Here is a 26,215-nt window from a genome sequence, read left to right as displayed (position 1 = left end):
CTGGCGCCCCTTGGGGGGGACGCCGCAGGCGGCGCGGGGGGCATCAATACGGGTCGGGCACGTAGCGCGGACGGGCGGCCGGGAAGGCGCTGGGCTCGCGGTCCCGGCCGGGGCGCTGGTAGGTCGGGATGATGCCCATGGCCATCAGGTTTTCGCGGCTGTCGTAGCGGATGCGCACGATCTCGTCGGGCCGGTCGTTGCGGCGCTCGAATTCGGTCTCGCCCACGCGATCCCGCTCCCGGTCGCCGTGACCCGTGCCCAGCTCCTGGCCGGGTTCGCTGCGGTGCGATTTGCCCTGCATGGACGACTTGCCCTGCGCCTCGGGCGCCGGCGCGCTGCGGCCGTAGGGGCCGATCTCGGGCACGGGTGGGCGGTACGGCGCGCGTTCGCGGAACACGGCCACACCGATCACCCCCACGTCGTCCGGGCGGCCGGTGCGGGCGGCGTAGGAGCGGGGCAGGCTGGTGAATTCGAAGGCAGCGATCTCACGGCTGCTCTTGCGCCAGCCGCTCACGTCGTAGCGCTGGCCCGGGGTCAGCACGTAGCCGGCCTGGTTGAAGGACGCGGTCTCGCCGCTGATCACGTTGACGCCGTCGACCGACACCACGTTGAGCAGGCGCCCGCGCGAGGCGTTTTGCAACTCCACGGCGTAGCGGGCGCCGGGTTCGCCGGCCACCCAGACATCGCCTTTGTGGCGGTACATCCGCAGCACCTCGCCGCTGTCGCGGTTGACGATGCGCACATCGGTGAGGCGGCCGATCGCCATGGCCGGCAGCGCGGTCAGCAGGCTCGCGCCGACGAGGGCGCCCAGGGCCATGCGGCGGGTGAGGGTGGCGGTCTTGGTGTTCATGTGGGGTCTCCTGACTCCGTGGTGGTTGGGAGATGCCAGTAAACCCCGGCTGGGTAAACCTTTGCCCCTCGCCATGAAAAGCTTGTGTAAACAGGTGTACGAAGTGGTGTGTGGCGGCGCGAGGGCTGAGAGGCTGAGCGTCTTTCGCTCATGCCCGCTCACCACCCCAAAACGCACCCGCTCTGCGTTGCAGATGCGCGCCATAGACCGAGCTATGGCTGTGCTTTTCGCCTTGATCGGGCACGCTTCGGGGCGTTGCTCGGACACGCCCGAAAAACGCTCAGCCTCTGACCGGGGCGCGGGCTGGAATAATCGCCACTCCGTTTTCATTTCTTCACAAGGACATTCCATGATCACCACCCCCAGCGGCCTGCAATACGAAGACACCGTGGTCGGTACCGGCGAGATCGCCCAGGCCGGCCGTCCGGTGCAGGTGCACTACACCGGCTGGCTCTACAACGACGGCGTGCAAGGCGCCAAGTTCGACTCCAGCAAGGACCGTGGCCAGCCCTTCGAATTCCCCCTGGGCGCGGGCCACGTGATCAAGGGCTGGGACGAAGGCGTGCAGGGCATGGCCATCGGCGGCACGCGCCGCCTGGTGATTCCCGCGGCGTTGGGCTACGGCGCGCGCGGCGCGGGCGGCGTGATTCCGCCTAACGCCACGCTGCTGTTCGAAGTGGACCTGCTGGCGGTCTGACGATTCCCCCCGCGCCGCCTGCGGCGTCACCCCCCAAGGGGGCGATGCGAGCGGCCTGGCGGAGCCAGTCCCGCCGCATCCCGGGTTGAAGGCACGCGCTGCGGAGGCTGCGGTTTTCCTACCCCGGCGCTCGCCCGGTGTCCCGACATTTGCATCCTTCCAAGGCATACCTCCATGACCTCTCGCCCAGCCATCCTCATCGCGCGCACCGTGTTTCCCGAGGTGGTGGAGCGCTTGCGGCAGCACTTTGAGGTGGACCACAATCACACCGACACGGTGCTCAGCCCCGCCGAGCTGGCGCAGCGCCTGCAGGGCAAGGCGGGGGTGATGACCACGGGCAGCGAACGCATCGACGCGGCGCTGCTGGCGGCGTGCCCTGGGCTGCGCATCGCGGCCAACATCGCGGTGGGCTACAACAACTTCGATGTGCCGGCGATGACGGCGGCCGGTGTGCTGGCCACCAACACGCCCGACGTGCTGACCGAGACCACGGCCGACTTCGGCTTCGCGCTGATGATGGCCACCGCGCGGCGCGTGACCGAGAGCGAACACTTCCTCCGCGCAGGCCTGTGGAACCGCTGGGCGCTGGACATGTTTGCCGGCGCGGAGGTGCACGGCAGCACACTGGGCATCCTGGGCATGGGCCGCATCGGCCAGGCCATCGCGCGGCGCGGGGCGCACGGTTTCGGCATGAAGGTGATCTACCACAACCGGTCGCGGCTCGACGCGGCGACCGAGGCCGAGTGCCAGGCCTCGTATGTCAGCAAAGATCAGCTGCTGGCACAGGCGGATCACCTGATCCTGGTCGTGCCCTACAGCGCCGAATCGCACCACGCCATCGGTGCGGCCGAGATTGCGCAGATGAAGCCCACGGCCACGCTGGTCAACATCGCGCGCGGCGGCATCGTGGACGACGCGGCGCTGGCCGTGGCGCTGCGCGAGAAGCGCATCGCGGCGGCGGGACTCGATGTGTTCGAGGGCGAGCCCAAGGTCCACCCGGACCTGCTGACCGTGCCCAACGTGGTGCTCACGCCCCACATCGCCAGCGCCACGCTCAAGACGCGCCGCGCCATGGCCGATCTCGCGGCCGACAACCTGATCGCCTTCCTCACGCGCGGTGAAGCGCTCACGCCGCTGAATTGAAATACCCCCGCAGCGCTTCGCGCTACCCCCAAGGGGCGGCACTGGCCGTCCGGCAGAGCCGGCCCGGCGGTGCCCTGGGTGGCGCCGTTTCATGCGTCTGGGTGGCGCTCCGGCGCCATGAAAAACGCGCAGAGGTCGGGTCCATCGGTGTGGGTCAGCGCAGCAGCGGCAGCAGCGCCGGGTGACCGGCCTGCTCGGCGGCGTCGGCGGCGCTGCGGCCCTGTGGGTCGCGCAACTGGGCGTCGGCGCCCGCGTCCAGCAGCAGCTTCACGAGGGCCGCGTCGCCGCGTTGCGCCGCCAGCATCAACGCGCTGCGCCCTGAGGCATCGCGGCCGTTCACGTCCACCCCCTGGGCCAGCAGGCGGCGCACGCTGTCCCCGTCACCGTCGCCCACCGCCTGATGCAGGGGCGGCGGTGCTGGAGCGCGCCGCGCTTCGGTGGCGACCTCGTTGCGGGCCCGCGCCGATTCCCTCGCCACCGCGCCCGCTCCGGCGCGTGCCGCATCGGCCGCTGCGGCGGAGGCCGCGGGCGGAACGGGTGATGCGGACATCGGCGCGGGGGTGGGTGCCGCTTTGGCCGTGGCGGCTGGTGCCGGCGGTGTGGCTGTCGCAGCCACGCTCGCCGGCTTATCCGGCGCGGCGGGGGACGCCGGCGCCTCCATGGGCGAAGGGGCCTGTGTCGCCGCCGTTGGTTCGGATGTCTGTGTCTCGCTCTCGCGGCTCGCCGTCGTCGGGGGATGCGCCCTGGCTGGCGCAGTGCGCGGGGCGGCGGGTGGTGCCGCGGCGGGCCGGGGTGCCTGAACCGGCGCGCTGGGCGCCGCAGCGTCGCGGGTGACCGGCGCGGCCTCGGTGAGGGGCGCTGGCGCCGATGCAGCGGGCGAAGGCGGGGTGGCGGCGCGGGGGGCCGGCGTGCCCAGCGCGGCCTCGCGCTCCTCGGGCGTGCCCCGGTCGAACTGCAGGACCAGCAGGCCCACCAGGCCCAGCACGGCCAGGCCACCGAAGGCCTTCCAGGTCCACACGCTGTCGTTGGCGGCGCTGGGTTTCGCCAGCGGCGGCGCAGGGACCCGCGCCTGCGCGACGCTGCGCGCATGGGCCAGCACCTGGTCCCGCAGTGCTGCGCCCGGTCGCGCGTCGTCGAGCGCGTTGGCCTCGCGGTAGCGTTGCAACAGCAGGTCGTCGTCTGTGGGCTTCTGGTCGTGGTTCATGCCAGCGCCTCCAGGGTCTCGCGCAAACGCGCGCGGGCGTAGCGCAGCCGGCTCTTGGCGGTTTCGCCGCTCACACCGGTGGCCTGGGCGATCTCGGCCACGCTCATGCCCGCTTCGGCCTGCAGCAGAAAGGCCTCGCGTTGCACCGCGGGCAGGGAGGCGAGCGCGTCCAGCAGGGCCTGGGCCTGTTCGCGCGAGCTCAACCGGCGCTCCGGGCCAAAGCCCGATGCGGCCGCCAGCGTGTCGGCCAGCGCGGTGCCGTCGTCGCTCTCGGCGTCGAGGCTGGCGTGGTGTTTGTGGGTGCGCCAGTGGTCCACGATGCGGTGGTGGGCGAGCGTGAACAGCCAGGTGCGGAAGCGGGCGCGGGCCTCGTACAGCGGCGCCTGCCGCGCCACGCTGAACCACACGTCCTGCGCCAGGTCGTCGGCCACGGCGTTGTTCTGCACGCTGCGCTGCACGAAGCGCCACACCGGCAAGGCATGGCGGTCGTACAGGGTTTCAAAGGCGCGGGTGTCGCCCGCTGCGTAGGCGTGCATGAGGTGTTCGTCGCTGGTGGCGCTGTCCGCTTCCATGCGACCGATTATGGTGGGGGCAAACAATCCACACGCACGCGGTGGCCCCGTCCAAGGACACCGCCGGGCCGGCTTCGCCGGACGGCCAGTGTCGCCCCCCCTTGGGGGGTGACGCCGCAGGCGGCGCGGGGGGCAACTCGTATCGCGCGGGGGGAGCGTTCAATCCGGATCCGGTGCGTACTGCAAGCGGCGTGACCCCGGGAACGGGTGGGGCTGGGCCACGGGTTCCACGTCCGGCGGCAGCACGCCCATCGCGATCAGGTTGATGCGGCTGTCGTAGCGGATGCGGATCACCTCGTCCGGGCGGGCGCTGCGGCGCTCGAAGCGGGTGTGACCGACCCAGGAACCCTCGCGCTCGCCGTGGCCTGTGCCCAGGCGCGGGGCCGGGTTGGCGGGGCGGCGCACGGCATCGGCCGCTTCGTTGTGGGACTGGCTCTTGGCGTTGCCCATGCCCGATGCGGGCGATTCGGCGGCCGACGCGGGCGCGCTGCGTTCGAGCGTTGAGCGCTCCGATTCGTTGAGCTCGCGGCGTTCGCGCCAGGTGGAGGGGGCCTCAGGCAGGGGCACGCTGGCGGGCGGCGGGGTGAGCTTCTCGCGAAACACGGCCACGCCGATCACGCCCACGTGGGCAGGTCGCCCGGTGCGCGCCGCGTAGGAGCCCGAGAGGTTCGTGAAGTGGAAGGCGGCGACCTCGGCGTCGCTCTTGCGCCAGCCGGTGATGTCGTACCGCTGCCAGGGGCTGAGCACGTAGCCGGTCTGCTCCAGCGCGGCGGTCTCACCAGACACCACGTTGACGCCATCGACCGAGACCACGCTCATCACGCGGCCGCTCAGTGCGTTGCGCACCGACACGGCGTAGCGCGCGCCGGGCCGACCGGCCACCCAGAACTCGCCCCGGTGCTGGTAGACCGGCAGGGTCTCGCCGCTGTCGCGGTCGATGATCTGGATGTCGGCGAGGCGCCCGACGGCGTGGGCCGGCAGTGTGTTCAGGACGGCGAGGGCGGCCAGCGCGGGGAGGGCGAGGCGGCGCAGGGTGCGGCGGGTGGTGTTCATGAAAGCTCCTGGAAACGAGGTTGAGGAGCTGACTGAAACGAACGGGGCGGGGTGATGGGGTTAAGCGCCGCTGGAATATTTGCAACAGGTTGTGCTGGGGCGTTTCAGCTCACGCGGTTGGGTTCTTGAAAAAGGAGGGTGACAGCACGTGGCGCGCCACCTTCGGCGCTCGGGTCGGGCGGGCAGGGGCAGGTGGTCCGGGTGCCCGTTGTCCGTCTCACCTCTCGGGCGTCTTCCCGTGTGCGCTGAGGTGGCTTCGTCAACCTCTTTTGCAGCGCTCCGCCGCGTGGGCAACCGCGAATGGGGACTGCGCCCGCCCACCCAAACCACCTGCCCTGAGGTGATGTTTGAGCGAGCCCGCAGGCATGTCCTTGCTTCGTTCAGGCTGATGGTGGTTCCCCCGGGCGCAGGCCCCATTCGCCGTTGCCACGGAGGCTGCACGCCCACACGGTGTTGGTGCGATCACGCTGGAGGGCCCATCCGTTCGACGGCGAGCGTGGGCCGGAGAACGGGGGGGCCGCCATCGGCCTGCGCGAGGTCTATGAACACCTGTCTTCGGAAGTCCAAACAAAGGGAAGTCAGCAGGCGTCGCACCCCGCCAGCGCCAAGGCCACGCCCGCGCGCGTGTGCTCGGTGAGGTGGTCCAGAAACACCAGGGTGCGTTGTGGCAGGAACTTGCGGCTGGGCAGGGCGGCGTAGAGCGTGAAGCGCCCCGTGATCCAGGGCGCCAGCACCCTCGCCAGCGCGCCGCTGGCCAGGTGAGGCGCGGCCAGCTCCACGGCGGTGGAGGTGATGCCCGTGCCGTCCAGCGCGGCGCGGATCAGGGTGTCGGTGTGGTTGGACCACAGCACGGGTTGCACGTCGAGTTCGACCTGTTGGGTGTCGTCGTCGCTGCGAAACAGGCGCCAGTGGCGGTTGCGCGGGCCTTCGGGCTTGATGCGCAGGCAATCGTGCTGTTGCAGGTCCAGCGGGGTTTGCGGCGTGCCCCGGCGCGCCAGGTAGGCCGGCGACGCCACCAGGATGGCCTCGGTCGCGTTGATCTTGCGGGCGATCACCTCGCCGTCAAAACCGTCGCTGGCCCCCAGCAGGGTGATGTCGTAGTCCTCGACCGGCGGTTCCCGGTGGCTGGCCACATCGATGTCGAGCTGGATTTGCGGGTAGCGCTGGTGAAAGCTCACGACCAGGGGCGCGAGCACGTGCGAGGCCAGCACGGGCGGTGCCAGCACGCGGAGCACACCCGAGAGCTGGTGGGTGTGCGAGCTCACGAGCGAGTCGGCATCGTCCAGGTCGAGCAGGATGTGGCGCACCCGCTCCAGGTAGGCCTCACCCGCGTCGGTGAGCGACTGGCGCCGGGTCGTCCGGTGCAGCAGGCGCGCACCGAGGTGCTCCTCCAGGTCGGCCACCAGCCGGGTCACCACGGCGGGCGACATGTCCAGCGCGCGGGCGGCGGCGGCAAAGCCGCCTTCGTCCACGACTTTGAGGAACACACGCATTGAGGTCAGACGGTCCATGGGGCGATTCTGGAGGGCATCAACGGATTGATTGTTGCTGATTTAACAACGGAGCATCGCTGATCTGGTGGTTTTTCTTCTTGGCATGAAATTTTAAAGTTCACCCATCGCAGCGAAAACGCTTCTGAAACACAACGCAAAGAAGCGATACCGCCACGAAAAGACACCCGGTCCACGGGCCGGCACGATCACTTCGCCACTCACCACTTCTTGAAAGGAAGCACCATGAAAGCCTCTTACCTCTCCACCATCGCCCTCGCCGTGGCCGCCCTGTCGGCCGGTCAGGCCTTCGCCGCCGACGCCGACGCACCCCTGACCCGCGAGCAGGTTCGCGCCGAGCTGGTGCAGGCCCAGCGCAACGGCGATGTCATTGCCGACAACGAATCCGGCATGACGCTGCGCCAGATGTACCCTGGCCGTTACGAAGCCGCCCCGGCGGTGCAGGCCAAGACCCGTGCCGAGGTGCAGGCCGAGCTGAAGGAAGCCCAGCGCACGGGCAACGTGATCGCCGACGCCGAGTCCGGCCAGACGATGAAGCAGCTGTTCCCCGGCCGCTACCCCGCCGCCACCGCGACGGCCGGCCTCAGCCGCGAAGATGTGCGGGCTGAACTGCGCGAAGCCCAGCTCAATGGCGACGTGATCGCCGACAACGAGTCGGGCCGGACGCTCAAGGAGATCTACCCGAACCGCTACCCGACCGCTGTGGCCCAGGGCAAGACCCGCGCCGAGGTGCTGGCCGAACTGAAAGAAGCTCAGCGCACCGGTGACATCGTGGCCGACGGCGAATCCGGCCGCAAGCTGAACGAGCTGTACCCCAGCAAGTACTCCAACTAACCCCCCTGCGCCGCTTCGCGGCTTCCCCCTGAGGGGGACCACGCCCTTGGACCGGCGAAGCCGGATCCTTGGCGTGTGCTTGGAGGACTGCCCTTCTGTCCCGCTTCTCCCCCTCCGTCTGGTACAACCTCGCGCTACACGATGGCAACAGGAGATGACCATGACGAGCTTCAACAAGGTGGTGCTGTACACCGGCACCGACGGGCGGGCCGGATTTCGCGAAGAGACCGTGGAACTCAGTGAAGGCACGCCAGCGGCGTGCCTTTCGCCGCTGATGCCTTCGGGCGGTTTTCAGCTGCGCGAGAGCCCGGTCGGGTTTCGCAGCCAGTTCCACTGCACCGGGGCGCCGCAATGGCTGTTTGTGTTGCAGGGGCGGATGGAGATCGGCCTGCAGGACGGCAGCTCCCGCACCTTTGGCCCGGGCGATCATTTCTATTCGGCCGACACGCTGCCCGAGGGCGCAACATTCGACCCGGCGGTGCATGGTCACTGGAGCCGGCAGGTCGGCGATCAGCCGCTGGTGACCCTCTTCGTGAGAGGGTGAAGCGCTGTTCGACGGGGCGGTCATGTCCGACACTGGCGCCGATCGCACCGCCATGGTCACCGTCGAATTCGCCCCCAGCCTGCGCCGCCATGTGGACTGCGCACCCCAGCAGGTCGCGCCCGGCGCCCTGCGTGAGGCGCTCGAAACCGCCTTGCGGGCCGCGCCCGCGCTGGCGCCTTATGTGTTCGACGACCAGCGCGCGGTGCGCAAGCACGTGGCCGTGTTCGTCAACCGGCAGCTGGTGCAGGACCGTGTGTCGCTGAGCCAGCCGCTGCAGGCGGGCGACCGGGTGCTGGTGGTGCAAGCCCTCAGCGGCGGCTGAAGGCGCCCAACGCAGCGAGGAGATTCAGATGCAGACGCTGTTGATCGCCACCCGCAAGGGCCTGTTTGTGCTGCACGGCGAGGGCGCCGAGTGGGCCATCGCCGCCCACCACTTCCCTGGCGAGCCGGTCACCAGCGTGCTGGTCGACGCCCGCGATGGCGCCTGGTACGCCGCCCTGCGGCTGGGCCACTTCGGCGTCAAGCTGCACCGCAGCGCCGACCGGGGCCAGACCTGGCAGGAGACGGCCGCGCCGGCGTTCCCCCTCAAACCCACCCAAGGCCCCGACGCCGACGACACCACGCCGTGGAGCGTGGACCTGATCTGGTCGCTCGCGGCCGGTGGACCCGATCAACCCGGCGTGCTCTGGGCGGGCTGCATCCCGGCCGGGCTGTTCCGCTCCACCGACGCCGGCGCCAGCTGGACCCTGAACACGCCCTTGTGGAACCAGCCGGGTCGCCGCGAGTGGTTCGGCGGCGGTTACGACCACGCGGGCATCCACTCCATCGTGGTGGACCCGCGCGATGCCAGGCATGTCACGGTCGCCGTGTCCTGCGGCGGTGTCTGGCAGACGCGCGATGCCGGCGCTCACTGGATTCTCACGGCCCAGGGCATGACGGCCGACTACCTGCCCGCCGAGAGCGCCGACGACGGCAACACACAAGACCCTCACTGCATGGTGCAGTGCGCCGCCAACCCGGATGTACTCTGGGTGCAGCACCACTGCGGCATCTACCGCTCGACCGATGGCGGCCAGCGCTGGGGCGGCATCGCGGCGCCCGCGCCATCGGGCTTCGGCTTCGCGGTGGCCTGTGACCCACACAACCCACAGCGCGCCTGGTTCGTGCCCGCGCAGGCCGACGTTTGCCGCTTCCCGGTGGACGGGCGTTTGGTGGTGACCCGCACCGACGACGGTGGTGCGAGCTTCCAGACCTTTTCCAGCGGCCTGCCGCAGACCCACGCCTACCACCTGGTCTACCGCCACGGGCTCGACGTGAGCGCCGATGGGCGGACGCTGGCGCTGGCCTCGACCACGGGCGGGCTGTGGGTGAGCGCCGACGCGGGCGAGCACTGGCACCCGGTGTCGAACGACCTGCCGCCGGTGGCGTCGGTTCGCTGGGCGTAATAGGTCCCCCCCCCCGCAGCGCTTCGCGCTACCCCCCCAGGGGGCGGCACTGGCCGTCCGTCCCGAGCTTGTCGGAGGGCGGCCCGGCGGTGCCCTGGGCGGCATGGTCCCATGCCTGTGGGTCGTGCTCCGGTATGGTCGGTAGCTGGAATCGAACGCAATGAGACGCGGTGGCGTCGTCGTTCAGCCCAGCTCTGGCAAGCGCAGCCGAAGCAGCGCGCGCACGAAACCGTGGTCGCTGCGGCTGCGGTCGCGGCCTTCGAACAGGTGGTCGTTGAACACTTCGACGCGCCGCACGTCACCGATGGCCGCGCGGCTGGTGGCCACGAACTCTTCGCTCACCAGCACCTGGTCAAGCACCTCGGGGTAGCCCTGGTGGATGTGGGAAAAGGCCACGTCGCGGCGCAGCGCGGCCTCGCCCATCACGTCCCAGGCGCTGAAGAGGGCGTTGTCGCGCGCGCCCTTGTCGTAGGCCACCTGCGAGGTGGCGGCGATGAGCTGGGTGGTCACGCTGTGCGGGCCGTCGTTGAGGTCGCCCATCACGATCAGCGGCAGCCGCGTGCGGTGCAGCAGCTCGACCACCTTCAGGCGCAGCGCCAGCGCTTCGCCGCCGCGCATGATCAGCGAGCGCAGCGAGCCCACGGCCTGCACCGTGGGGTCTTCCGTGTCTTCGATCGAGCGGCCGCTCGCGTCCTGCAGGTACTTGGGGCGCTTGGACTTGAGGTGGGCGGTGATCACGGCGACCTCCTGCCCGTGTTTCATCCGCAGCGTGGCCAGCAGCGGCGGGCGCTCGAAGCGCGTGTGCGGGCCGATGCCGGGGACCTGCAACACGGCCGCGGCGGGGAAGTCGGTGATCGACTGGAGGGACTCGACCTTCAGCCGCGTCACGAGGCCGACGCGGGGCGTGCCCTGGGCGCCCACCTGTCCCGGTCCGTTCTCGGCGCCGGGCACGCTGACCGTGCTGTACTGCAGACCGCTGCGGGCCACGGCAGCGCGCAGCGCGAGCTCGTCCCACACCTCCTGCACCGCCAGCACGTCGGCGTTGAGCACCCGGAAACGCTCGCCGAGCCAGCCCACCTTGCGCTCGAACTCGTTCTGGCTGTAAGGGTCCTGGCCGTCGTAGAAGTGGCGCCCGGGCTGCGCCAGGTTGAGCACGTTGCAACTGGCCACCATCAGGGTCGCGAAGCGAGAGGCGGGGGGCAGGATCAGGTTGGGCATGACCTCACTGTAACCAGACTCACCAGGCGCGGTGACCGGTTTTCCATGGCGCCGCCGGGCCGCCCTCCGACAAGCTCGGGACGGAGGGCCAGTGTCGCCCCCGGAGGGTGCGCGCGAGCCGCGGCGGGGGCGTTTCAGGTCAGGGCGTTGCCGGGTGCGGGATGTCCGTCAGCGGCAGGCGCACGCGCACGGTGAGACCGCCACCCGGTGTCTCGTCCAGCTCCACCCGGGCACCGTGCAGTTCGGCGATCTCGCGCACGATGGACAGGCCCAGGCCACTGCCCTTGCCATCGCCCGGCGCCAGCCTCACGAAGCGTTCCATCGCGCGTGCACGGTCGGCCGCGGGAATGCCCGGCCCGTTGTCACTGACCTCCAGGACGGTCGAGGGCCCCTCCGTGCGCAGGCTCACATCGATGCGCACCGGCGCGGTGGTGTGGTTCAAGGCGTTGTCGATCAGGTTGTCCACCAGGGTGCGCAGCGCGTGGGCGTCCACGTTCAATTTCAGCGGCTCGGCACCCGCCAGCCCCAGGTCGCAGCCCAGATGTTCGGCGCGCGCGGACAGCGCCGACACGGCCTGGCGCAGGAGATCGTCGAGTTGCACCGGGCCGAGGATGGGCTGCCGGGCGCTGGGTTCGAGGCGGGCGAGTTGCAGCAGCTGGGACGAGAGCCGGGTCGCGCGTTCGATGCCGGCGTCCAGCTCGTCCAGCGCAGCGGGCCACTCCGCCGGCCCCACCCGCCGTGCCAGCTGGGCCTGCAGCTTGATCGCCGCCAGCGGTGTGTTGAGTTCGTGAGCGGCGTCGGCCAGAAACCGCCGCTGGCTGGTCAACAGCGTGTCCACGCGCGACAGCAACTGATTGAGTGTCTGGGCCAGGGGCGCGATTTCGACCGGCAGCCCCGTGGTGTGAATGGCCTGCAGACCTTCCGGGCCGCGTTGTTCGATGTCGCTGCGCATGCTTTCGAGCGGGCGCAGTGCCCGGTTGACCCCGGCACGGGTCAGCAGGCCCAGTGCGGCGATGAGCAGGGCGAGCGGGACCAGCAGCCAGGGCATCAGGTCGTAGAAGTGCTGGCGGCGAATTTCGGTGGTCACCGCGACCTGGACCGTGCGCCCCTCCTGGGGCAGTGTGTAGAGGCGCCAGCTCTGGCCCTGCCAGGTGACGATGTGGTGTCCAGGCGTTTGCAACGGTGGGCCGATGTTGGGCAGAGAGGAATAGATCAACCCACCGGCGTGGTCCCAGATCTGGCTGACGAACTGGTCCAGGTCTTCATCGTCGTCCAGCCACCCCTCGCTGGTGGGGGGCGGTGGTGTGTGGGCAGGTGGGGGCGCAGGTGTTTCGTCGTGCCGGATCACCGTTTGCGCGATCTGCTCCAGACCGAGATCGCGCACATTGTTGAAGCCGCTCCAGGCCAGCCGGAAACTGAGCACGGCGACGACCACCGAGGTGATCAGCACGGCTGAGATCTGCCACAGCAGCAGGCGCGAACGGATCGAGTTCAAGGCACCTGCACCAGCTTGTAGCCCACACCTCGCACGTTGACGATCCAGGGCTCTCCGAGCTTGCGTCGCAGGTGGTGCAGGTGCACCTCCACCGCGTTGCTGACGATTTCTTCGCCCCAGCCATACAGCTGGCTTTCGAGTTGCGCCACCGAGAGCACCGCACCGGGCTGGCGCATGAACGCGGTGAGCAGATCGAATTCGCGTTGCGAGAGCGCCAGCGCCTTGCCCGCCAGCCGTGCCTCCCGCTCGATGGGGTGTACCTCCAACCGGCCCAGTTGCAAGTGCGGTTGACCGCGTCCCGCCGGGCGGCGTGCCAGGGCGTGGATGCGCGCGCACAACTCGTCCAGGTCAAAGGGTTTGCTGAGGTAGTCGTCGGCACCCAGGTTCAACCCGGCAACGCGGTCGGGGACAGCGTCACGTGCCGTCACCAGCATCACTGGCGTGTGCTGGCCCTCCTTGCGCATCCAGCGCAGGATCTGCAGCCCGTCCACCTGGGGCAGGCCGATGTCGAGCAGGACCACGTCGTAGCTGTGGGTGCTCAGCGCTTCGATGGCCTGGTTGCCCATGCGCACCCAGTCCACCTGAAAGCCGGCCAACGCCAGGCCTTTTTCCATGCTGGTGCCCAGCATGACATCGTCTTCCGCAAGCAGCAATTTCATGGATACGTCCCGGGCTTCCAGGCAGGCAGGCGAAAAAAAGGCGGGGATGAACCCGCCTTTTGGAAACAAACCCCTGAGAACAGGGCTTCACTTTCACCACCACAGCCGGCTTCACTTCATCTTCGACAACCATCGATTTTTGATGAAATCTGCCGCGGTGGCATCTTGATTCCTGGGGTCAGCGGATGCGTCCGTAGCTGGTGCGCAACGGGTCGGCCGGGCCGCCGCGCGGTGCGTCACCGCGGGGACCACCACGGCCGCCACCACCGCCACCCCGGTTGCCGTTGCGTGCGCCGCGGCCACCGATGGAGTCGATGCTGGTGCGCAGCGGATCGGGCTGGCCGCCCGGTGCAGCGGCGCGGGCGCGGGGTTCGCGGATGCGCAGCTGGCCCAGGTGGGCATTGGGGCCGGGCTGGCGCTCGCTGCCGTCTTCACGCGGGCCACGGTCTTCGCGGGGTCCGCGGTCGGCACGCTCGGCATTGCGAGGCGCATTGCCACCGCTGCGTGGCGGGCCATTGCGGGGACCGTTGGCCGGGCCGTTGCGGCCGGGGCCGCCATTGCGACGGCCGTCGGCGCGCTGACCGTCGCGGGCGCCTTCGCCTCGCGGCTGGGCGTCACCTTGCGCTGCCGGGCGCTGGCGCTGGCCACCGCCGTTGCCACGGGCACCTTGCGGTGCGTCGGCTTTTTTCTCGCGCACGCGCTGCAGCATCTCGGTGCGTGCGGCCTTGGCGGCAGCGGCCATCACGTCGCGGCTCGGCGGCTTGCCGGCGCCGCCCCAGATGGTCTGGCGGCCCATGGCGATCGGCTCGGCCTTCTCACCCGGCTCGGGCATGAACTCCTGGAAGATCTGCACCGGGATCTGCTGCTTGGTGAAGCGCTCGATGTCCATCATGAAGCCTTCTTCGTCCAGGCTCACGAGGTTGACGGCTTCACCGCTCTTGCCCGCGCGGCCGGTGCGGCCGATGCGGTGCACGTAGTCTTCGCTGACGTTCGGGATCTCGTAGTTCACCACGTGCGGCAGCTCGTCGATGTCGATGCCGCGGGCCGCGATGTCGGTGGCCACCAGGGCGCGGATGTCGCCGCTCTTGAAGCCGGCCAGCGCCTGGGTGCGGGCACCCTGGCTCTTGTTGCCGTGCAGCGCCATGGCCTGGATACCGTTCTTGGTCAGGTACTCGGCCACGTTGTTGGCGCCGAACTTGGTGCGGGTGAACACCAGCACCTGGCTCCAGTTGTGCTGGTTGATGATGTGGACCAGCAGGGCCTTCTTCTTGCCACGGCCCACGGGGTGGATCACCTGGCTGATGCGCTGCACCGTGGTGTTGCGCGGGGTCACCTGGATGCTCAGGGGATCCTTGAGCAGGTTGTTGGCCAGGTCACGGATCTCGTCGCTGAAGGTGGCCGAGAACAGCAGGCTCTGCTTTTCTTTCGGCACCAGGGCGAGGATCTTCTTCACGTCATGGATGAAGCCCATGTCGAGCATGCGGTCGGCTTCGTCGAGCACCAGCATCTGCACACCGGAGAGGTCCAGGAAACCCTGTTGCTGCAGGTCGAGCAAGCGGCCGGGGGTGGCCACCAGGATGTCCACGCCGCGCTTCATCGCATTGATCTGCGGGTTCATGCCGACACCGCCGAAGATGACGGTCGAGGTCAGCGAGAGGTGTTTGCCGTAAACGCGCACCGACTCTTCGACCTGGGCGGCGAGTTCGCGGGTGGGCGTGAGCACCAGGGCACGGATGGCCACGCCGCCGAATTTGCTCTTGGCGCGCTCACCGACGCTCAGGCGGTGCAGCATGGGCAGGGTGAAGGCGGCTGTCTTGCCGGTGCCGGTCTGGGCACCACCGAGCAGATCGCGCCCGGCCAGCACGGCGGGAATCGCCTCGGCCTGGATGGGGGTGGGGGTTTCGTAACCGTGCTCGCGCACAGCTTGGACGATGGCCGGGGCCAGGTTCAGTTCTTCGAAGTTCATTAAAGGTGTGGCGCCCGTCCAGGGCGCTGGGGGCATCTGCCTGTTCGGACCTTGTAAGGACCGTTCAGTAGAAGGCAGACAGGATTCAGAAGGTGGGTCCGCGGGTCCATGTTCTGGAACGCCGACCCTCCAGCAGGGTGCTGGTGTTGGAAGTCACTGATACAACACAACGTTCGTATTGTCGCACGTCTTTTCTCGCGGGCCACGGGAAGATGCTTGCCGGAAGATTCCGCCACGCTCACATAATGGTGCGGATTCTGGAATTTGCCCCGGGGTGCGGCCACCTTGCCGCGCTTCAATCCGCTGATCTCACCTCTTCTCAGCCCCGATGAACGCTCCCAAGATGCTCCGGTTGGGCATGGCCAACGACGCCAGCCACCTGCGCCCCACGCTGCAGGACTGTCTCGAAGCCGCGCTGTCGATTTCCGATTCGATGATCGATGAACTCCTCGAAGGCCTGCTGGCGGCGTTGGACCCCGATCGGGCCGGCGCCACGCCCTTGGCCGAGTTGCACCTCCAGCTGGAGCTGGTCGAGCGGCTCAGCGACGAGTCCGACGCGCTCAAGCGCACCTGGCACGAGCAGTTGCGCCAGGTGCTGTACCACGGCAGTGTTCTGGATGCTGCGGGACCGGCGGCGGTCCGGTTTGACGACCTGCGGCAGCTCGATGACCGGTTGATCGACGCCACCATCGGATTTGCCGTGGCCGAGCATGCGATCCGGAGCGCCAGCACCGAGCAGTTGCCCAGGCTCAATGCCCTGGTCAGCAGCCTGATGGGCTGGATGACCGTGCAACCCGAACTCAATCCGCTCAGGCCCGCTGCCTTTGCCCATGCCCTGCGCGAGTTGCTGGTTCGACATGTGCCTGACGACGAGCAGCGCAGCGCGCTGTTTTTCCCCGCGGCGGGCATGCTGGGAGAAAGCCTGCGGCAGGTCTATCGCGAGCTCATCCAGTGGTTGCTCGTGCACGGCGTGGAGCCGGTGGCTGGGCCTGCTCCGCTGGCCCAGCGCGAGCAGGGTCCGCAAGGCGCGGTGGGGCGGACGATGCTCACCCTCGGCCGGTTGCGGCAGCTGCTCGCGGGTGACCTGAGCCATGAGGAACCGATGGGCCAGGGGTTCGTGCACACGGTGCCGTTGTCCATGACGGCGCTGGAGGACATGGACCTGATCGAGCCGCTGATCCGCCGCTTGCGGCAGCGGGCGAGCTCCACGGAAGAGCAGCCGGCGAAGCCCGAACTGCCCATTGTTCTGGAGAACAACCTGGGCCGCCTGTTGGGGCAGGAGGTGGTTCGGCTCATGCTGGACAACCTGACGCAGGACGAGCGCTTGCTGCCGGCCATCCGCCAGCAGATTGGCCTGCTGGAACCCATCCTGATCAAGCTGTCGCAAGCCGACCCGCGGTTTTTCAGCGAGCGCCGGCACCCCGCGCGCCAGCTGCTGGAGGACATCACCCAGCGCAGCCTCGGATTCCAGGGGCAGAACGACGAGGGCTTCTCCCAGTTGCTGGAGTCGATCATCGACGCGGTGTATTCGCTCAACCGGGCCGCCGCGACCGAGGAGGTGTTTGCCCGTCTGCTCAAACGCCTGCGCCGGCGCTGGGAGCAGGACGATGCCAGCAAGAACCAGATGCGGGCCGAGGCCGCCCGCGCGCTGATGCACGCCGAGCAGCGGCACCTGCTGGCCGAACGGCTGGCCGCCGACTTCCAGCACCAGACGCAGGACAAAGACGTTCCCGAGTTCGTGCTGCAGTTCCTTTGTGGTCCCTGGTCGCAGGCCGTGGCCGAGTCTCAACTGGCCGGCGTGGCCTCGGTCGAAACGGACGAACCCATCGACCGCGTCGCGGAAGACCTGATCTGGAGCGTGCAGATCGATCTGATCCGGCGCGACACCGAGCGTCTGGTCAAGCTGGTGCCCCGCCTTCTGGGGCAACTGCGCCGGGGGCTGCAGCTGATCGAATACCCACCCGACCTGACGGCCCAGCTCTTCGACATGCTGGTGGCCGTGCACGAGCAGGCCTTCGACCGACCGGCCTCTCAGGAGCCCGGTGACGCACCGTTGGCGGCGGACATTCCCACGTTGACTGATCGGGTGGACGACCCGGTGGTTGCGCCCGTGGCCGCCCCTGCAGAACACGGCGAAACCTTCTGGATGGCCAACAGCGAGGCCGCAGATGCAGGTTACCTTTCCGAGGAGTCCGAAGACGCCACCCCCGATCCGGTGGACGCCCACAGCGCCGATCTGGCGACCGGCGCCTGGGTGGACCTGCTGGTTCAAGGCACCTGGGTGCGGGCCGAGCTCACCTGGCGGAGCCCGCACGGCAGCCTGTTCATGTTCATCTCCGCCAAGGGGCTGGCCCATTCCATGACCCGCCGCACGCTGGATCGCCTGCGCCATGCCGATCAGCTGAGGGTGGTGTCGCGGGGGGGCATGGTCGAGGGCGCGCTCGATGCCGTCGCCCAGCTCGCCTTGCGCAACCAGAGCGAAGCCGATGGCGACGCCGAGCCTGGAACCACCCCGTGACCACCACCACCTTTGGCTACAACGCGGCGCAGGACCGCATCTGGATGCGCGTGCACGACCAGGACAGCACTGTCTGGTTCACCCGCCGCATGGTCATCAGCATTTTTGGCACCGTGCTTCCCTCGTTCGAGGCGTCCACGCCGGGCGAGCAGGGTGGTGCCAGCCCCCGGGCCCGGGCGTCGATCGAACACGACCTGTCGCTCCACGAGGCGGCCCCAGGGCAACGTCCGCCGCAGATCCGTGCCGGCCTCGAGTCGCCGGGCAGCCAGAGCGATCCGCAGGAGCGCCTGTGCCAGAAGATCAGCACCCAGACCAGCAGCCTGTCCGTCAACATGACCTTCGACACCAGCAGCGGACCGCTGGTCCTTCGCCTGAGCCGCAAGGGCACGCACCTGTGGTTCCAGGGGCTGGCCATGGTGCTCCGGCAGGCGCGCTGGAACCTCCCCGACGCGCTGCCGGACTGGCTGCAGGCGGGGGTCTTGCCGCCGGCCATGCAGGCGCTGATCAGCAAGCCCCTGCCAGACAACCTGGATGGCGATTGAAGCACGGGCGATAATCGAAGACTTCTCTTTTTTTGCAGTACAGCGGCAGGACAGCAATGGCTCAATACGTCTTTTCCATGAACCGTGTCACCAAGACCGTGCCGCCCAAGCGGCAGATCTTGAAGAACGTTTCCATCAGTTTCTTCCCCGGCGCCAAGATCGGCGTGCTGGGCCTGAACGGTTCGGGCAAGTCCACGCTGCTGAAGATCATGGCCGGCATCGACAAGGAAATCGAGGGCGAGGCCATCGCCATGCCGGGCATCCGCATCGGCTACCTGCCCCAGGAACCCCAGATTTCACCCGACCAGACCGTGCGCCAGGCGGTGGAAGAAGGCATTGGCGGCGCCCTGGCCGCCAAGCAGCGCTTGGAAGAGGTGTACGCCGCCTATGCCGAAGAGGATGCCGACTTCGACGCCCTCGCGGCCGAACAGGCCGAGCTGGAAGCCGTCATCGCCGCCTCGGGCTCGGAAAACGCCGATCTGCAGCTGGAACTGGCCGCCGACGCGCTGAACCTGCCACCCTGGGACGCCATCATCAAGAACCTGTCGGGTGGCGAGAAACGCCGTGTGGCCCTGTGCCGCCTGCTGCTTTCCAAGCCCGACATGCTGCTGCTCGACGAACCCACCAACCACCTGGACGCCGAGTCCGTGGAGTGGCTGGAGCACTTCCTGCAGCGCTTCCCCGGCACCGTGGTGGCCATCACCCACGATCGCTACTTCCTGGACAACGCGGCCGAGTGGATTCTCGAACTCGACCGCGGCCAGGGCATTCCATGGAAGGGCAACTACTCCGACTGGCTGGACCAGAAGGAACGCCGCCTGGAGACCGAGCAGAAGTCCGAAGACGCCCGCACCAAGGCGATGAAGGAAGAACTCAAGTGGGTGCGCTCCAACGCCAAGGGCCGCCAGGCCAAAAGCAAGGCGCGTCTGGCCCGCTTCGAGGAACTGAGCGATGTCGATTACCAAAAACGCAACGAGACCAACGAGATCTTCATCCCGGTGGCCGAGCGCCTGGGCAACCAGGTCATCGAGTTCAAGGGTGTGTCCAAGTCATTTGGCGACCGCCTGCTGATCGACAACCTGAGCTTCTCGGTGCCCCCGGGCGCCATCGTCGGCATCATCGGCCCCAACGGCGCCGGCAAGTCCACGCTGTTCCGAATGATCCAGGGCGTCGAGACGCCCGATTCGGGCACGGTGGAGATCGGCCAGACCGCCAAACTGGCCTTCGTGGACCAGAGCCGTGAGAGCCTGGACGGCAGCAAGACCGTGTGGCAGGACGTGTCCGGCGGGCTGGACAACATCATCGTGGGCAAGTTCATCATGCCCAGCCGTGCCTACATCGGCCGTTTCAACTTCAAGGGCAACGACCAGCAGAAGCTGGTGGGCAACCTCTCGGGCGGTGAGCGCGGCCGGCTGCACCTGGCCAAGACCCTGGCGCAGGGCGGCAACGTGCTGATGCTGGACGAACCCTCGAACGACCTGGACGTGGAAACCCTGCGCGCGCTCGAAGAAGCGCTGCTGGAGTTCGCGGGCTCGGCCATGGTGATCTCGCACGACCGCTGGTTCCTGGACCGCATCTGCACCCACATCCTGGCCTGCGAAGGCAACTCGCAGTGGTACTTCTTCGACGGCAACTTCTCCGAGTACGAGGTCGACAAGAAGCGCCGTCTGGGTGAAGAGGGTGCTCGTCCGAAAAGAGCCCGTTTCAAAACGATTTGAAACGCCCCCCGCGCAAGGATGACCCACCCCTGCGCCGGCCCGATGCTCGGGCCGTCACCCCCTCAAGGGGGCAATGCCTGCGGGCCGGGAAACCCGGACCCGCGGCATTCTCGAATTGAATAACCCTCTTTCGTTGCACCATGGAACTCTCTGACGACACCGTTTTGGCCGACACCCGCCGCTGGATCGAGAAGGCGGTGATCGGGTTGAACCTGTGTCCGTTCGCGCGGTCGGTGTATGTGAAGAACCAGGTGCGCATCGTGGTGAGCCGGGCGCGACACCTGGATGCTTTTCTCGACGAGCTGGACCGCGAGCTGGACCTGCTGGTGAACACGCCGGCCGAAGCCATCGACACCACGCTGCTGGTGCACCCCACGCTGTTCCCGGATTTTTTCGTGTTCAACGACTTCATGGGCGTGGTGGACGACGTGGTGGCCGAGCACAAGCTGGAGGGCACCATCCAGGTGGCGAGCTTCCACCCCTTGTTCCAGTTCGAGGGTGTCGAACCCGACGACATCAGCAACGCCACCAACCGTGCGCCGTACCCGACGCTGCACCTGCTGCGCGAAGAGAGCGTGGAGCGGGCGGTGGCGTCCGACGGGGGAGATGCCGAAGCGATCGTTGAACGCAACATCCAGACCTTGCGGGCCCTGGGTGCCCCGGGTTGGCAGGCACTGTTGGCAAAGCCCTGAACTGGCCGGGGTTGGGCGCGCACATCCGGGTTTCGCGCAACGGGCTTGACGGGGATAATGGTCGACACACCAACCCTCACTCCATGTCTGGAGATGAAAGGTACCCGGCCGCATGGACGCCAGCCCGAACGAGTCCTTTGATGCCTGCCTGAAAGAAGCCCTTGTGCAAACGCGCGAGTGGATTCCTCGCTGGCTCACCAAGCTGCAGGAAGCACTGCAACAACGCGAAAGTGCCGCAAGCCGCCCGCAGGAAAAACAGTCCCTGGGTCAGGCCCGGACCACGCTGGAGAGCCACCGCGAGCTGATCGCTGCGCGCTTTCTCGAGGCTTTCGCCGAGTCGGTGGAAGGCGCCTTGCCGTCGACCGCGAGCAAGGCACGCAGCCTGAAGTCGCTGAGCTTCGACGAACTGGAGCTCATGGGCGATGAGCAGGTGCAGGAAACGGTGGAAATCGCCCGCGTGCAGCAGGTGATCAAGATGTCGGTCGACGAGGCGCTGAACACCCTCAACGCACGCATGAGCCGAGCCCGTGGCCTGCAGCGGGTGCGCACCGAGGCCAATCCGTTGCGCTCCGAGGTCGTGGTGATGGCCCTGATGCGCGCACTCAACGGCTTGCATGTGGATCCGGCGGTGCGTTCGCGCTGGTTGCAGACCGGCGCCGTGGCCTTTGGTGAGGAGCTGCGGGACATGTACGTGCGCCTGAGCTCGCTGCTCGACAGCTGGGGCATCGTGCCTGCGGGGTACACCGTCATCCAGACGCCTCGAGGCCGGACACCGGGACCAGCGGGTCCGGAGGGCAGCGCCCGCCGTGAATCGGATTCGACCGAAGCGGTGCGTGGTCCCGATGCGCTGCTCACCCTGGACCACCTGCACCAGTTGCTGGTGGGAAACCTCGACCAGTCCGGCAGCGGCCCCAGCGATCAGGGCGCCTCGGGTTCGGGCAACGCCATGGTGCGTACCCTGGCGGCCGAGGTGGTCACGCTGATGCTGCGCCGCCTGACCACCGATGAACGTCTGCTGGCCCCCCTGCGGGACATGCTGCAGGGCATGAAGCCGGCGCTGTTGCAGCTGGCGCGCAGCGATCCCCGCTTTTTTGCCGACCGGCACAATCCCGCGCGCCGCCTGCTCGACGCCATTGCCGAGCGCGGTCTGGCGTTCACCAGCGAGCAGGACTCGGGGTACACGCCGTTCGCCAAAGAGGTGCATGACATCGTGCGAGCGCTGCAGACCTCGGGGGCCGATCTGCCGGACCGTTTTCCCGGCTTGCTGGAGCGGCTGACGCGCTCGCGGGCCGAGGCCCTGGCGCCCAGGCAGGCGCAGGCCCGCGGGCTGGCCGTGCAGACCCTGATGCGTGTGGAGCAGCGCAACCTGCTGGCCGAACGGGTGGCGACCGAGTTCCGGGCGCGCAACGATTTCGAGCGTGCACCGGGTGTGGTGCGGCGTTTCCTGACAGGCCCCTGGTCGCAGGTGGTGGCTCAGGCGCGCATGGACGCGGCCGAAAAGTCGGTGGCGGCCGTGTCGTTGGCGTCTGCGGAGCGCTACACCGACATCGTGCCCGACCTGTTGTGGTCTTCCCAGCTGGCGCAGGCCAGTCGCAACCGCCCCCGCCTGATCAAGATCATTCCCGGCCTGTTGCGCACCTTGCGCGAGGGGCTGGACGCCATCGACTACCCGCGCGCGCAGAGCGAGGGGTTTTTTGCAGCCCTGATGGGCCTGCACGAGGCGGCCTACAAGACCCAGCGGGATGAGCCCGTCGAGGACTCGCCACCCAGCCATCAGTTCGAACTGGAGCCCGACGAGCCCTGGATGCATCCGGTCGAAGCGCGCGATACCGGCTTCATGGAAGACGCGCTGATGGACACGCAGCCCGCTTTCGTGGACACCGAGATCATGCCGCGAGACTGGCCCGACTCCAAAGAGGAGATGGCCGATGAGCGGGGCCAGGTCTTGCCCGTGGGCGCCTGGGTCGATGTCTGGTACGAGGGCCGCGCGCTGCGCTGTCAGGTCACCTGGGCCAGTCCCCACGGGACCATGTTCCTGTTCACCGGATCGGACGGGCGCTCCCTGTCCATGACGAAGCGGGGCGTGGAACGCCTGCTGGCCCAGGACCGGCTGCGGGTGGTGGCCAACCACGGCATGGTCGATGACGCGCTGGACGCCGTGGCGCGTCAGGCCTGGATCAACAGCGCCCGGCAACCGTAGGCGCCCTTGCGCCGGGTGCCCGCCGTTCGCACGGGGCCGTGCACTCAGTCTTTTTTCAGCAGCTTCTTGCGCACCAGTCCGATGTTGCTGCGCAGGGCGTACAGCTCGTCGGTGTGCGACAGCGGCACCACGACCTGTTCCACCTTCTCCTCCAGCCGGTCGAGCTGTTCCAGCAGGTCGTCGACCGGGGTGGGTTCGTCCTGGTGGTCCAGGTGGCGCTGCTCGATGCTGCGCAGTTCGGCGTACCAGCGGAACACGCGCGAGCGGATGCGGAAGGTGTAGAGCGGCGGCACGATGCGCGAGAGGGGCAGCGCCAGCGCGAGGATCAAGCCCATGGCCAGCCACATGCGCTCGACCAGGTTCGCCAGCCAGAAGGGCAGGTAGCGCTGCAGGAAGGGCGGGCCGTTCTTGATGGCGCGCACCGCCTCGGGCGAGATCGGTACCTCGCTGTGTTCCAGGTTCGGGTATTCGCGCGCCCGGCTGAACCAGCTGGCGCCGCCGTGCAGGCCGGTGGCGGTCTGGGCAAAGAGCTGGAGGATCGCCGGGTGGGTCTTGGCACCGGCGAGCAGGCCGGTGGTCGAGGCCACGAGGTGCATGTCGCGCTCAGGAATGTTCTTCGACAGGTCCACCACGCCCTGGGGCATGACCACGGGCGTGAGGTAGCCGAAGCGCCGCGAATAGGCCTCGCTCTGCGCGAAGTTCAGCAGGTGGATGCCCGGCGACTGCAGCAGCATCTGCACCATCAGCGATTCGGGCGCCGAGGCGAAGACCACGGCGTCGACCTCGCCGTTGAGGAACGCCACCGTGGCCGGCGTCTGCTCCAGCTCGCTGAGCTGGAGCTGGTGCCGGTCGATGCGGTTCACGTCGAGCAGGGTGGTGAACAGGCGCGGCACGCCGCTGCCGGCCGTGCCGACGTTGACGCGCCAGCCCACCAGGTCCCCGAGCGACTGGATGGTGGGTTGCTGACGCAGGCGAACGGCGGAGTCTTCGCGGTAAAACAGCCACAGCGGCTCCACGAACAGGCTGCCGAGCGAGGAGATCGACTCCTCGTCGTCGTAACCGATGTCGGCGCTGCCGCCTTGCACGAAACCCAGATCGGCCTGGCCGGTGCGCAGCAATTCGAGGTTGGCCGACGAGCCCTGGGAGGGCAGCAATTCCACGGTGATGCCGTAGCGCTTGAGGGCGTCGGCGTAGCGTTTGCCGAACTCGTCGTAGGCGCTCTGGGCCGGGCCGGTGGCGAGCACGACACGCTTCGGCGGGTTGGGGTCGAGCCACCAGTAGGTGAGCGCGAGCAGCAGCACCGTGAGCAGCGCGAACGGCCCGACGGACGCGGCCAGGTCGCGCAACGACAGCAGGGTGTAGCGGATGTTGCTGGGCATCCCGCTACCTTAGCATGCGTCTGTCAGCTGCAAGGCGGCAGCGACCCGCGCAGCGGCGGAGTGTGGGGGCTGCGGGCCAGCCGCCGGGCCGCCCCAAGGCAGGCCCAGCCCCCTCGGGGGGCAGCGACCCGCGCAGCGGCGGAGTGTGGGGGCTGCGGGCCAGCCGCCGGGCCGTCCCAAGGCAGGCCCAGCCCCCTCGGGGGGCAGCGACCCGCGCAGCGGCGGAGTGTGGGGGCAGCGGGCCAGCCGCCGGGCCGTCCCAAGGCAGGCCCAGCCCCCTCGGGGGGCAGCGACCCGCGCAGCGGCGGAGCGTGGGGGCTTGTTACCTCACATGCGGAAGATCTGCACCGATTCCTTCATCACCTTGGCCTGGGCCTGCAGCGAACTGGCGGCGGCCGCGAGCTCTTCGACCATGGCCGAGTTCTGCTGCGTCACCGAGTCGAGCTGGCCCACGGCCTGGTTGATCTGCGACAGCCCCAGGGACTGTTCCTGCGATGCGCCCGTGATCCCGGCGATCAGGCCGTTGACCTGCTGCACCGCAGTGACCACATTGCCCATGGTCTTGCCGGCGTTGTGCACCAGTTGGCCACCCTGCGACACCTGGCCAGCCGATTCGTCGATCAGCACCTTGATTTCTTTGGCGGCGGTCGAGGTGCGCTGGGCCAGGCTGCGCACCTCGGCGGCCACCACGGCAAAGCCCCGGCCCTGTTCGCCCGCGCGAGCGGCCTCCACCGCCGCATTGAGGGCGAGGATGTTGGTCTGGAAGGAAATGCCTTCGATCACCTGGATGATCTCGCTGATGCGGCTCGACGAGCGGCTGATCTGCTCCATGGTGTCGATCACGTGGACCATGGCCTCGTTGCCCTCACCCGCCACGCTGGCGGCACGGCTGGCCAGCACCCCGGCCTCGCGTGCCGACTGGGCGCTCTGTTCCACCGTGCTGGTGAGCTGATCCATCGAGGCTGCCGTTTCCTGCAGGCTGCTGGCCTGGGACTCCGTGCGGGCCGACAGGTCCTGGTTGCCACTGGCGATTTCATTGGACGCGACCTGCACGCCTTCGACTTCGTGGCGCACGTCGGACACCACGGCCTGCAGGTTGACATTGAGCTGGTTGAGCGCACGCGAGAGGTCGCCGAATTCGCCACCGGCCTGGCTGGACAGGCGGGCGGAGAGATCGCCTGCGGCCATGAAGTTGGCGAAGGTGACGGCCTGTTCCAGCGGCCCCACCATCATGCGGCGCATGAAGGCCGCCATGGCCAGCGCCACCACAGCGGTGACCCCATAGGCCACCGTGTGCCACACCTCGGGCAGCCCTTCGGTGGCGCTTTCCATGAGCTGCACGCCGAAGGCCAGACCCACGGTCATGGCCCCCAGCTTTTTGCCCAGGGTCGGGCGCATCCAGCGCTGCAGCCGACCCCGCAGGCCACGGCGCACCAGCTGGCCACCGCGCAGGCCGATCGTGGTCTGGCCGGACTCGGCCTCCGCTCGCATGCGGGCGTAGAGCGTCTCGGCCTGTTCGATCTGTTCGCGCGTGGGTTGGGTGCGCACCGACATGTAGCCCACCGGCTGGCCGTTTTGCACCACCGGCGTGGCGTTGGCCATGACCCAGTAGTGGTCGCCGTTCTTGCGCCGGTTCTTCACCAGGGCCGACCAAGGCGAGCCGCTTTGCAGCGTGGCCCACATGTCGCGAAAGGCCTCAGCCGGCATGTCGGGATGGCGCACCAGGTTGTGCGGCTGACCGATCAGTTCCTCACGCGAGTAGCCGCTGACGGCGATGAAGGCCGGGTTGCAGTAGGTGATGCGGCTTTGCAGGTCGGTGGTGGAAACCAGGGTGACCCCGCCTGGAATGGGGAACTCTTTGTGGGTGACAGGCAGGTTGGTGCGCATGGCGTGTGATTCGGTGGCGTTGGTATTCAACTTTCGTCCCACCGACCATGAACTTGAGTCCGTCTGTCTCAAAATGAGACCGTTCGGA

Annotated in this window: 22 protein-coding genes; 11 read left to right on the top strand and 11 right to left on the bottom strand. The window is 68.4% G+C overall.

Annotation, left to right across the window (positions count from 1 at the left end; genetic code table 11):
- Window positions 1-43: 43 nt before the first annotated feature.
- Window positions 44-850, bottom strand: a complete 807-nt coding sequence (locus IM738_RS12600) for a hypothetical protein (RefSeq protein ID WP_236966199.1) — start codon at window positions 848-850, stop codon at window positions 44-46.
- A gap of 349 nt (window positions 851-1,199) precedes the next feature.
- On the opposite strand from IM738_RS12600, the gene IM738_RS12595 reads away from it, so the two are divergent.
- Window positions 1,200-1,547 (top strand): FKBP-type peptidyl-prolyl cis-trans isomerase, encoded by a 348-nt coding sequence (locus tag IM738_RS12595; protein WP_236966198.1) that lies wholly within the window; start codon window positions 1,200-1,202, stop codon window positions 1,545-1,547.
- A 174-nt stretch (window positions 1,548-1,721) separates the two neighbouring features.
- Window positions 1,722-2,690, top strand: coding sequence for a 2-hydroxyacid dehydrogenase (locus tag IM738_RS12590; protein WP_236966197.1), 969 nt, complete (start codon window positions 1,722-1,724; stop codon window positions 2,688-2,690).
- A gap of 154 nt (window positions 2,691-2,844) precedes the next feature.
- On the opposite strand, the gene IM738_RS12585 is transcribed toward IM738_RS12590, so the two are convergent.
- From IM738_RS12585 to IM738_RS12570, 4 genes are all read right to left on the bottom strand, one after another.
- The gene (locus tag IM738_RS12585; RefSeq protein ID WP_236966196.1) at window positions 2,845-3,894 is read right to left on the bottom strand and encodes an ankyrin repeat domain-containing protein; all 1,050 of its coding nucleotides are present in this window, start codon (window positions 3,892-3,894) and stop codon (window positions 2,845-2,847) included.
- A complete protein-coding gene (locus IM738_RS12580) occupies window positions 3,891-4,466 on the bottom strand; it encodes a sigma-70 family RNA polymerase sigma factor (RefSeq protein ID WP_236966195.1) in 576 nt (191 codons plus the stop codon). The genes IM738_RS12585 and IM738_RS12580 overlap by 4 nt, the downstream gene beginning before the upstream one ends.
- Window positions 4,467-4,625: 159 nt before the next feature.
- On the bottom strand, window positions 4,626-5,519 hold the full coding sequence (locus IM738_RS12575) for a hypothetical protein (protein WP_236966194.1): 894 nt from the start codon (window positions 5,517-5,519) through the stop codon (window positions 4,626-4,628).
- Window positions 5,520-6,097: 578 nt separating this feature from the next.
- Window positions 6,098-7,030, bottom strand: coding sequence for a LysR family transcriptional regulator (locus tag IM738_RS12570; protein WP_236966193.1), 933 nt, complete (start codon window positions 7,028-7,030; stop codon window positions 6,098-6,100).
- A gap of 225 nt (window positions 7,031-7,255) precedes the next feature.
- Between IM738_RS12570 and IM738_RS12565 the strand changes: the two genes are divergently transcribed.
- The 4 genes from IM738_RS12565 to IM738_RS12550 all read left to right on the top strand — a co-directional run bounded on the left by IM738_RS12565 (window position 7,256) and on the right by IM738_RS12550 (window position 9,853).
- Window positions 7,256-7,864, top strand: a complete 609-nt coding sequence (locus IM738_RS12565; protein WP_236966192.1) for a DUF4148 domain-containing protein — start codon at window positions 7,256-7,258, stop codon at window positions 7,862-7,864.
- Window positions 7,865-8,024: 160 nt separating this feature from the next.
- Window positions 8,025-8,408 carry a hypothetical protein gene (locus IM738_RS12560; protein ID WP_236966191.1) on the top strand — a complete coding sequence of 128 codons (384 nt, stop codon included), beginning with the start codon at window positions 8,025-8,027 and terminating at the stop codon, window positions 8,406-8,408.
- Between the two features lie 22 nt (window positions 8,409-8,430).
- Complete coding sequence (locus tag IM738_RS12555; protein ID WP_236966190.1) at window positions 8,431-8,730, top strand: MoaD/ThiS family protein; 300 nt, start codon at window positions 8,431-8,433, stop codon at window positions 8,728-8,730.
- Window positions 8,731-8,758: 28 nt separating this feature from the next.
- Complete coding sequence (locus IM738_RS12550; protein ID WP_236966189.1) at window positions 8,759-9,853, top strand: WD40/YVTN/BNR-like repeat-containing protein; 1,095 nt, start codon at window positions 8,759-8,761, stop codon at window positions 9,851-9,853.
- A 183-nt stretch (window positions 9,854-10,036) separates the two neighbouring features.
- On the opposite strand, the gene IM738_RS12545 is transcribed toward IM738_RS12550, so the two are convergent.
- The 4 genes from IM738_RS12545 to IM738_RS12530 form a co-directional block, all read right to left on the bottom strand.
- Window positions 10,037-11,071 (bottom strand): endonuclease/exonuclease/phosphatase family protein, encoded by a 1,035-nt coding sequence (locus IM738_RS12545; RefSeq protein ID WP_236966188.1) that lies wholly within the window; start codon window positions 11,069-11,071, stop codon window positions 10,037-10,039.
- A 139-nt stretch (window positions 11,072-11,210) separates the two neighbouring features.
- The gene (locus IM738_RS12540; RefSeq protein ID WP_236966187.1) at window positions 11,211-12,566 is read right to left on the bottom strand and encodes a sensor histidine kinase; all 1,356 of its coding nucleotides are present in this window, start codon (window positions 12,564-12,566) and stop codon (window positions 11,211-11,213) included.
- Window positions 12,563-13,225, bottom strand: a complete 663-nt coding sequence (locus IM738_RS12535; RefSeq protein ID WP_236966186.1) for a response regulator transcription factor — start codon at window positions 13,223-13,225, stop codon at window positions 12,563-12,565. The genes IM738_RS12540 and IM738_RS12535 overlap by 4 nt, the downstream gene beginning before the upstream one ends.
- A 178-nt stretch (window positions 13,226-13,403) precedes the next feature.
- Window positions 13,404-15,191 (bottom strand): DEAD/DEAH box helicase, encoded by a 1,788-nt coding sequence (locus tag IM738_RS12530; RefSeq protein WP_236966185.1) that lies wholly within the window; start codon window positions 15,189-15,191, stop codon window positions 13,404-13,406.
- 328 nt (window positions 15,192-15,519) lie between these two features.
- Between IM738_RS12530 and IM738_RS12525 the strand changes: the two genes are divergently transcribed.
- The 5 genes from IM738_RS12525 to IM738_RS12505 all read left to right on the top strand — a co-directional run bounded on the left by IM738_RS12525 (window position 15,520) and on the right by IM738_RS12505 (window position 22,861).
- Window positions 15,520-17,709 (top strand): DUF1631 family protein, encoded by a 2,190-nt coding sequence (locus IM738_RS12525; protein WP_236966184.1) that lies wholly within the window; start codon window positions 15,520-15,522, stop codon window positions 17,707-17,709.
- The gene (locus tag IM738_RS12520; RefSeq protein ID WP_236966183.1) at window positions 17,706-18,251 is read left to right on the top strand and encodes a hypothetical protein; all 546 of its coding nucleotides are present in this window, start codon (window positions 17,706-17,708) and stop codon (window positions 18,249-18,251) included. Before IM738_RS12525 ends, IM738_RS12520 begins: the two co-directional genes overlap by 4 nt.
- Window positions 18,252-18,307: 56 nt before the next feature.
- Entirely contained in the window at window positions 18,308-19,969 is a 1,662-nt protein-coding gene (ettA, locus tag IM738_RS12515; protein WP_236966182.1) for an energy-dependent translational throttle protein EttA, read from the top strand.
- Between the two features lie 140 nt (window positions 19,970-20,109).
- Window positions 20,110-20,661, top strand: coding sequence for a DUF1415 domain-containing protein (locus tag IM738_RS12510; RefSeq protein ID WP_236966181.1), 552 nt, complete (start codon window positions 20,110-20,112; stop codon window positions 20,659-20,661).
- A gap of 112 nt (window positions 20,662-20,773) precedes the next feature.
- On the top strand, window positions 20,774-22,861 hold the full coding sequence (locus IM738_RS12505) for a DUF1631 family protein (RefSeq protein ID WP_236966180.1): 2,088 nt from the start codon (window positions 20,774-20,776) through the stop codon (window positions 22,859-22,861).
- A 44-nt stretch (window positions 22,862-22,905) separates the two neighbouring features.
- Here IM738_RS12505 and IM738_RS12500 read toward each other — a convergent pair whose 3' ends face one another.
- Entirely contained in the window at window positions 22,906-24,240 is a 1,335-nt protein-coding gene (locus IM738_RS12500; protein ID WP_236966179.1) for a TAXI family TRAP transporter solute-binding subunit, read from the bottom strand.
- A gap of 327 nt (window positions 24,241-24,567) precedes the next feature.
- Window positions 24,568-26,127, bottom strand: a complete 1,560-nt coding sequence (locus tag IM738_RS12495) for a methyl-accepting chemotaxis protein (protein WP_236966178.1) — start codon at window positions 26,125-26,127, stop codon at window positions 24,568-24,570.
- Between the last annotated feature and the right edge of the window lie 88 nt (window positions 26,128-26,215).

The organism is Hydrogenophaga sp. SL48 (assembly GCF_021729865.1).
GTDB lineage: Bacteria > Pseudomonadota > Gammaproteobacteria > Burkholderiales > Burkholderiaceae_C > Hydrogenophaga.
The sequence above is the reverse complement of the archived record's forward strand: the minus strand, read 5'-3'. Positions and strand labels throughout refer to the sequence as shown.

Excerpts from the sequence above, each read along its gene's own strand:
- IM738_RS12600 (WP_236966199.1), bottom strand. The coding sequence starts at position 850 with ATGAACACCAAGACCGCCACCCTCACCCGCCGCATGGCCCTGGGCGCC.
- IM738_RS12595 (WP_236966198.1), top strand. The coding sequence starts at position 1,200 with ATGATCACCACCCCCAGCGGCCTGCAATACGAAGACACCGTGGTCGGT.
- IM738_RS12590 (WP_236966197.1), top strand. The coding sequence starts at position 1,722 with ATGACCTCTCGCCCAGCCATCCTCATCGCGCGCACCGTGTTTCCCGAG.
- IM738_RS12585 (WP_236966196.1), bottom strand. The coding sequence starts at position 3,894 with ATGAACCACGACCAGAAGCCCACAGACGACGACCTGCTGTTGCAACGC.
- IM738_RS12580 (WP_236966195.1), bottom strand. The coding sequence starts at position 4,466 with ATGGAAGCGGACAGCGCCACCAGCGACGAACACCTCATGCACGCCTAC.
- IM738_RS12575 (WP_236966194.1), bottom strand. The coding sequence starts at position 5,519 with ATGAACACCACCCGCCGCACCCTGCGCCGCCTCGCCCTCCCCGCGCTG.
- IM738_RS12570 (WP_236966193.1), bottom strand. The coding sequence starts at position 7,030 with ATGGACCGTCTGACCTCAATGCGTGTGTTCCTCAAAGTCGTGGACGAA.
- IM738_RS12565 (WP_236966192.1), top strand. The coding sequence starts at position 7,256 with ATGAAAGCCTCTTACCTCTCCACCATCGCCCTCGCCGTGGCCGCCCTG.
- IM738_RS12560 (WP_236966191.1), top strand. The coding sequence starts at position 8,025 with ATGACGAGCTTCAACAAGGTGGTGCTGTACACCGGCACCGACGGGCGG.
- IM738_RS12555 (WP_236966190.1), top strand. The coding sequence starts at position 8,431 with ATGTCCGACACTGGCGCCGATCGCACCGCCATGGTCACCGTCGAATTC.
- IM738_RS12550 (WP_236966189.1), top strand. The coding sequence starts at position 8,759 with ATGCAGACGCTGTTGATCGCCACCCGCAAGGGCCTGTTTGTGCTGCAC.
- IM738_RS12545 (WP_236966188.1), bottom strand. The coding sequence starts at position 11,071 with ATGCCCAACCTGATCCTGCCCCCCGCCTCTCGCTTCGCGACCCTGATG.
- IM738_RS12535 (WP_236966186.1), bottom strand. The coding sequence starts at position 13,225 with ATGAAATTGCTGCTTGCGGAAGACGATGTCATGCTGGGCACCAGCATG.
- IM738_RS12530 (WP_236966185.1), bottom strand. The coding sequence starts at position 15,191 with ATGAACTTCGAAGAACTGAACCTGGCCCCGGCCATCGTCCAAGCTGTG.
- IM738_RS12525 (WP_236966184.1), top strand. The coding sequence starts at position 15,520 with ATGAACGCTCCCAAGATGCTCCGGTTGGGCATGGCCAACGACGCCAGC.
- ettA (WP_236966182.1), top strand. The coding sequence starts at position 18,308 with ATGGCTCAATACGTCTTTTCCATGAACCGTGTCACCAAGACCGTGCCG.
- IM738_RS12510 (WP_236966181.1), top strand. The coding sequence starts at position 20,110 with ATGGAACTCTCTGACGACACCGTTTTGGCCGACACCCGCCGCTGGATC.
- IM738_RS12505 (WP_236966180.1), top strand. The coding sequence starts at position 20,774 with ATGGACGCCAGCCCGAACGAGTCCTTTGATGCCTGCCTGAAAGAAGCC.
- IM738_RS12500 (WP_236966179.1), bottom strand. The coding sequence starts at position 24,240 with ATGCCCAGCAACATCCGCTACACCCTGCTGTCGTTGCGCGACCTGGCC.
- IM738_RS12495 (WP_236966178.1), bottom strand. The coding sequence starts at position 26,127 with ATGCGCACCAACCTGCCTGTCACCCACAAAGAGTTCCCCATTCCAGGC.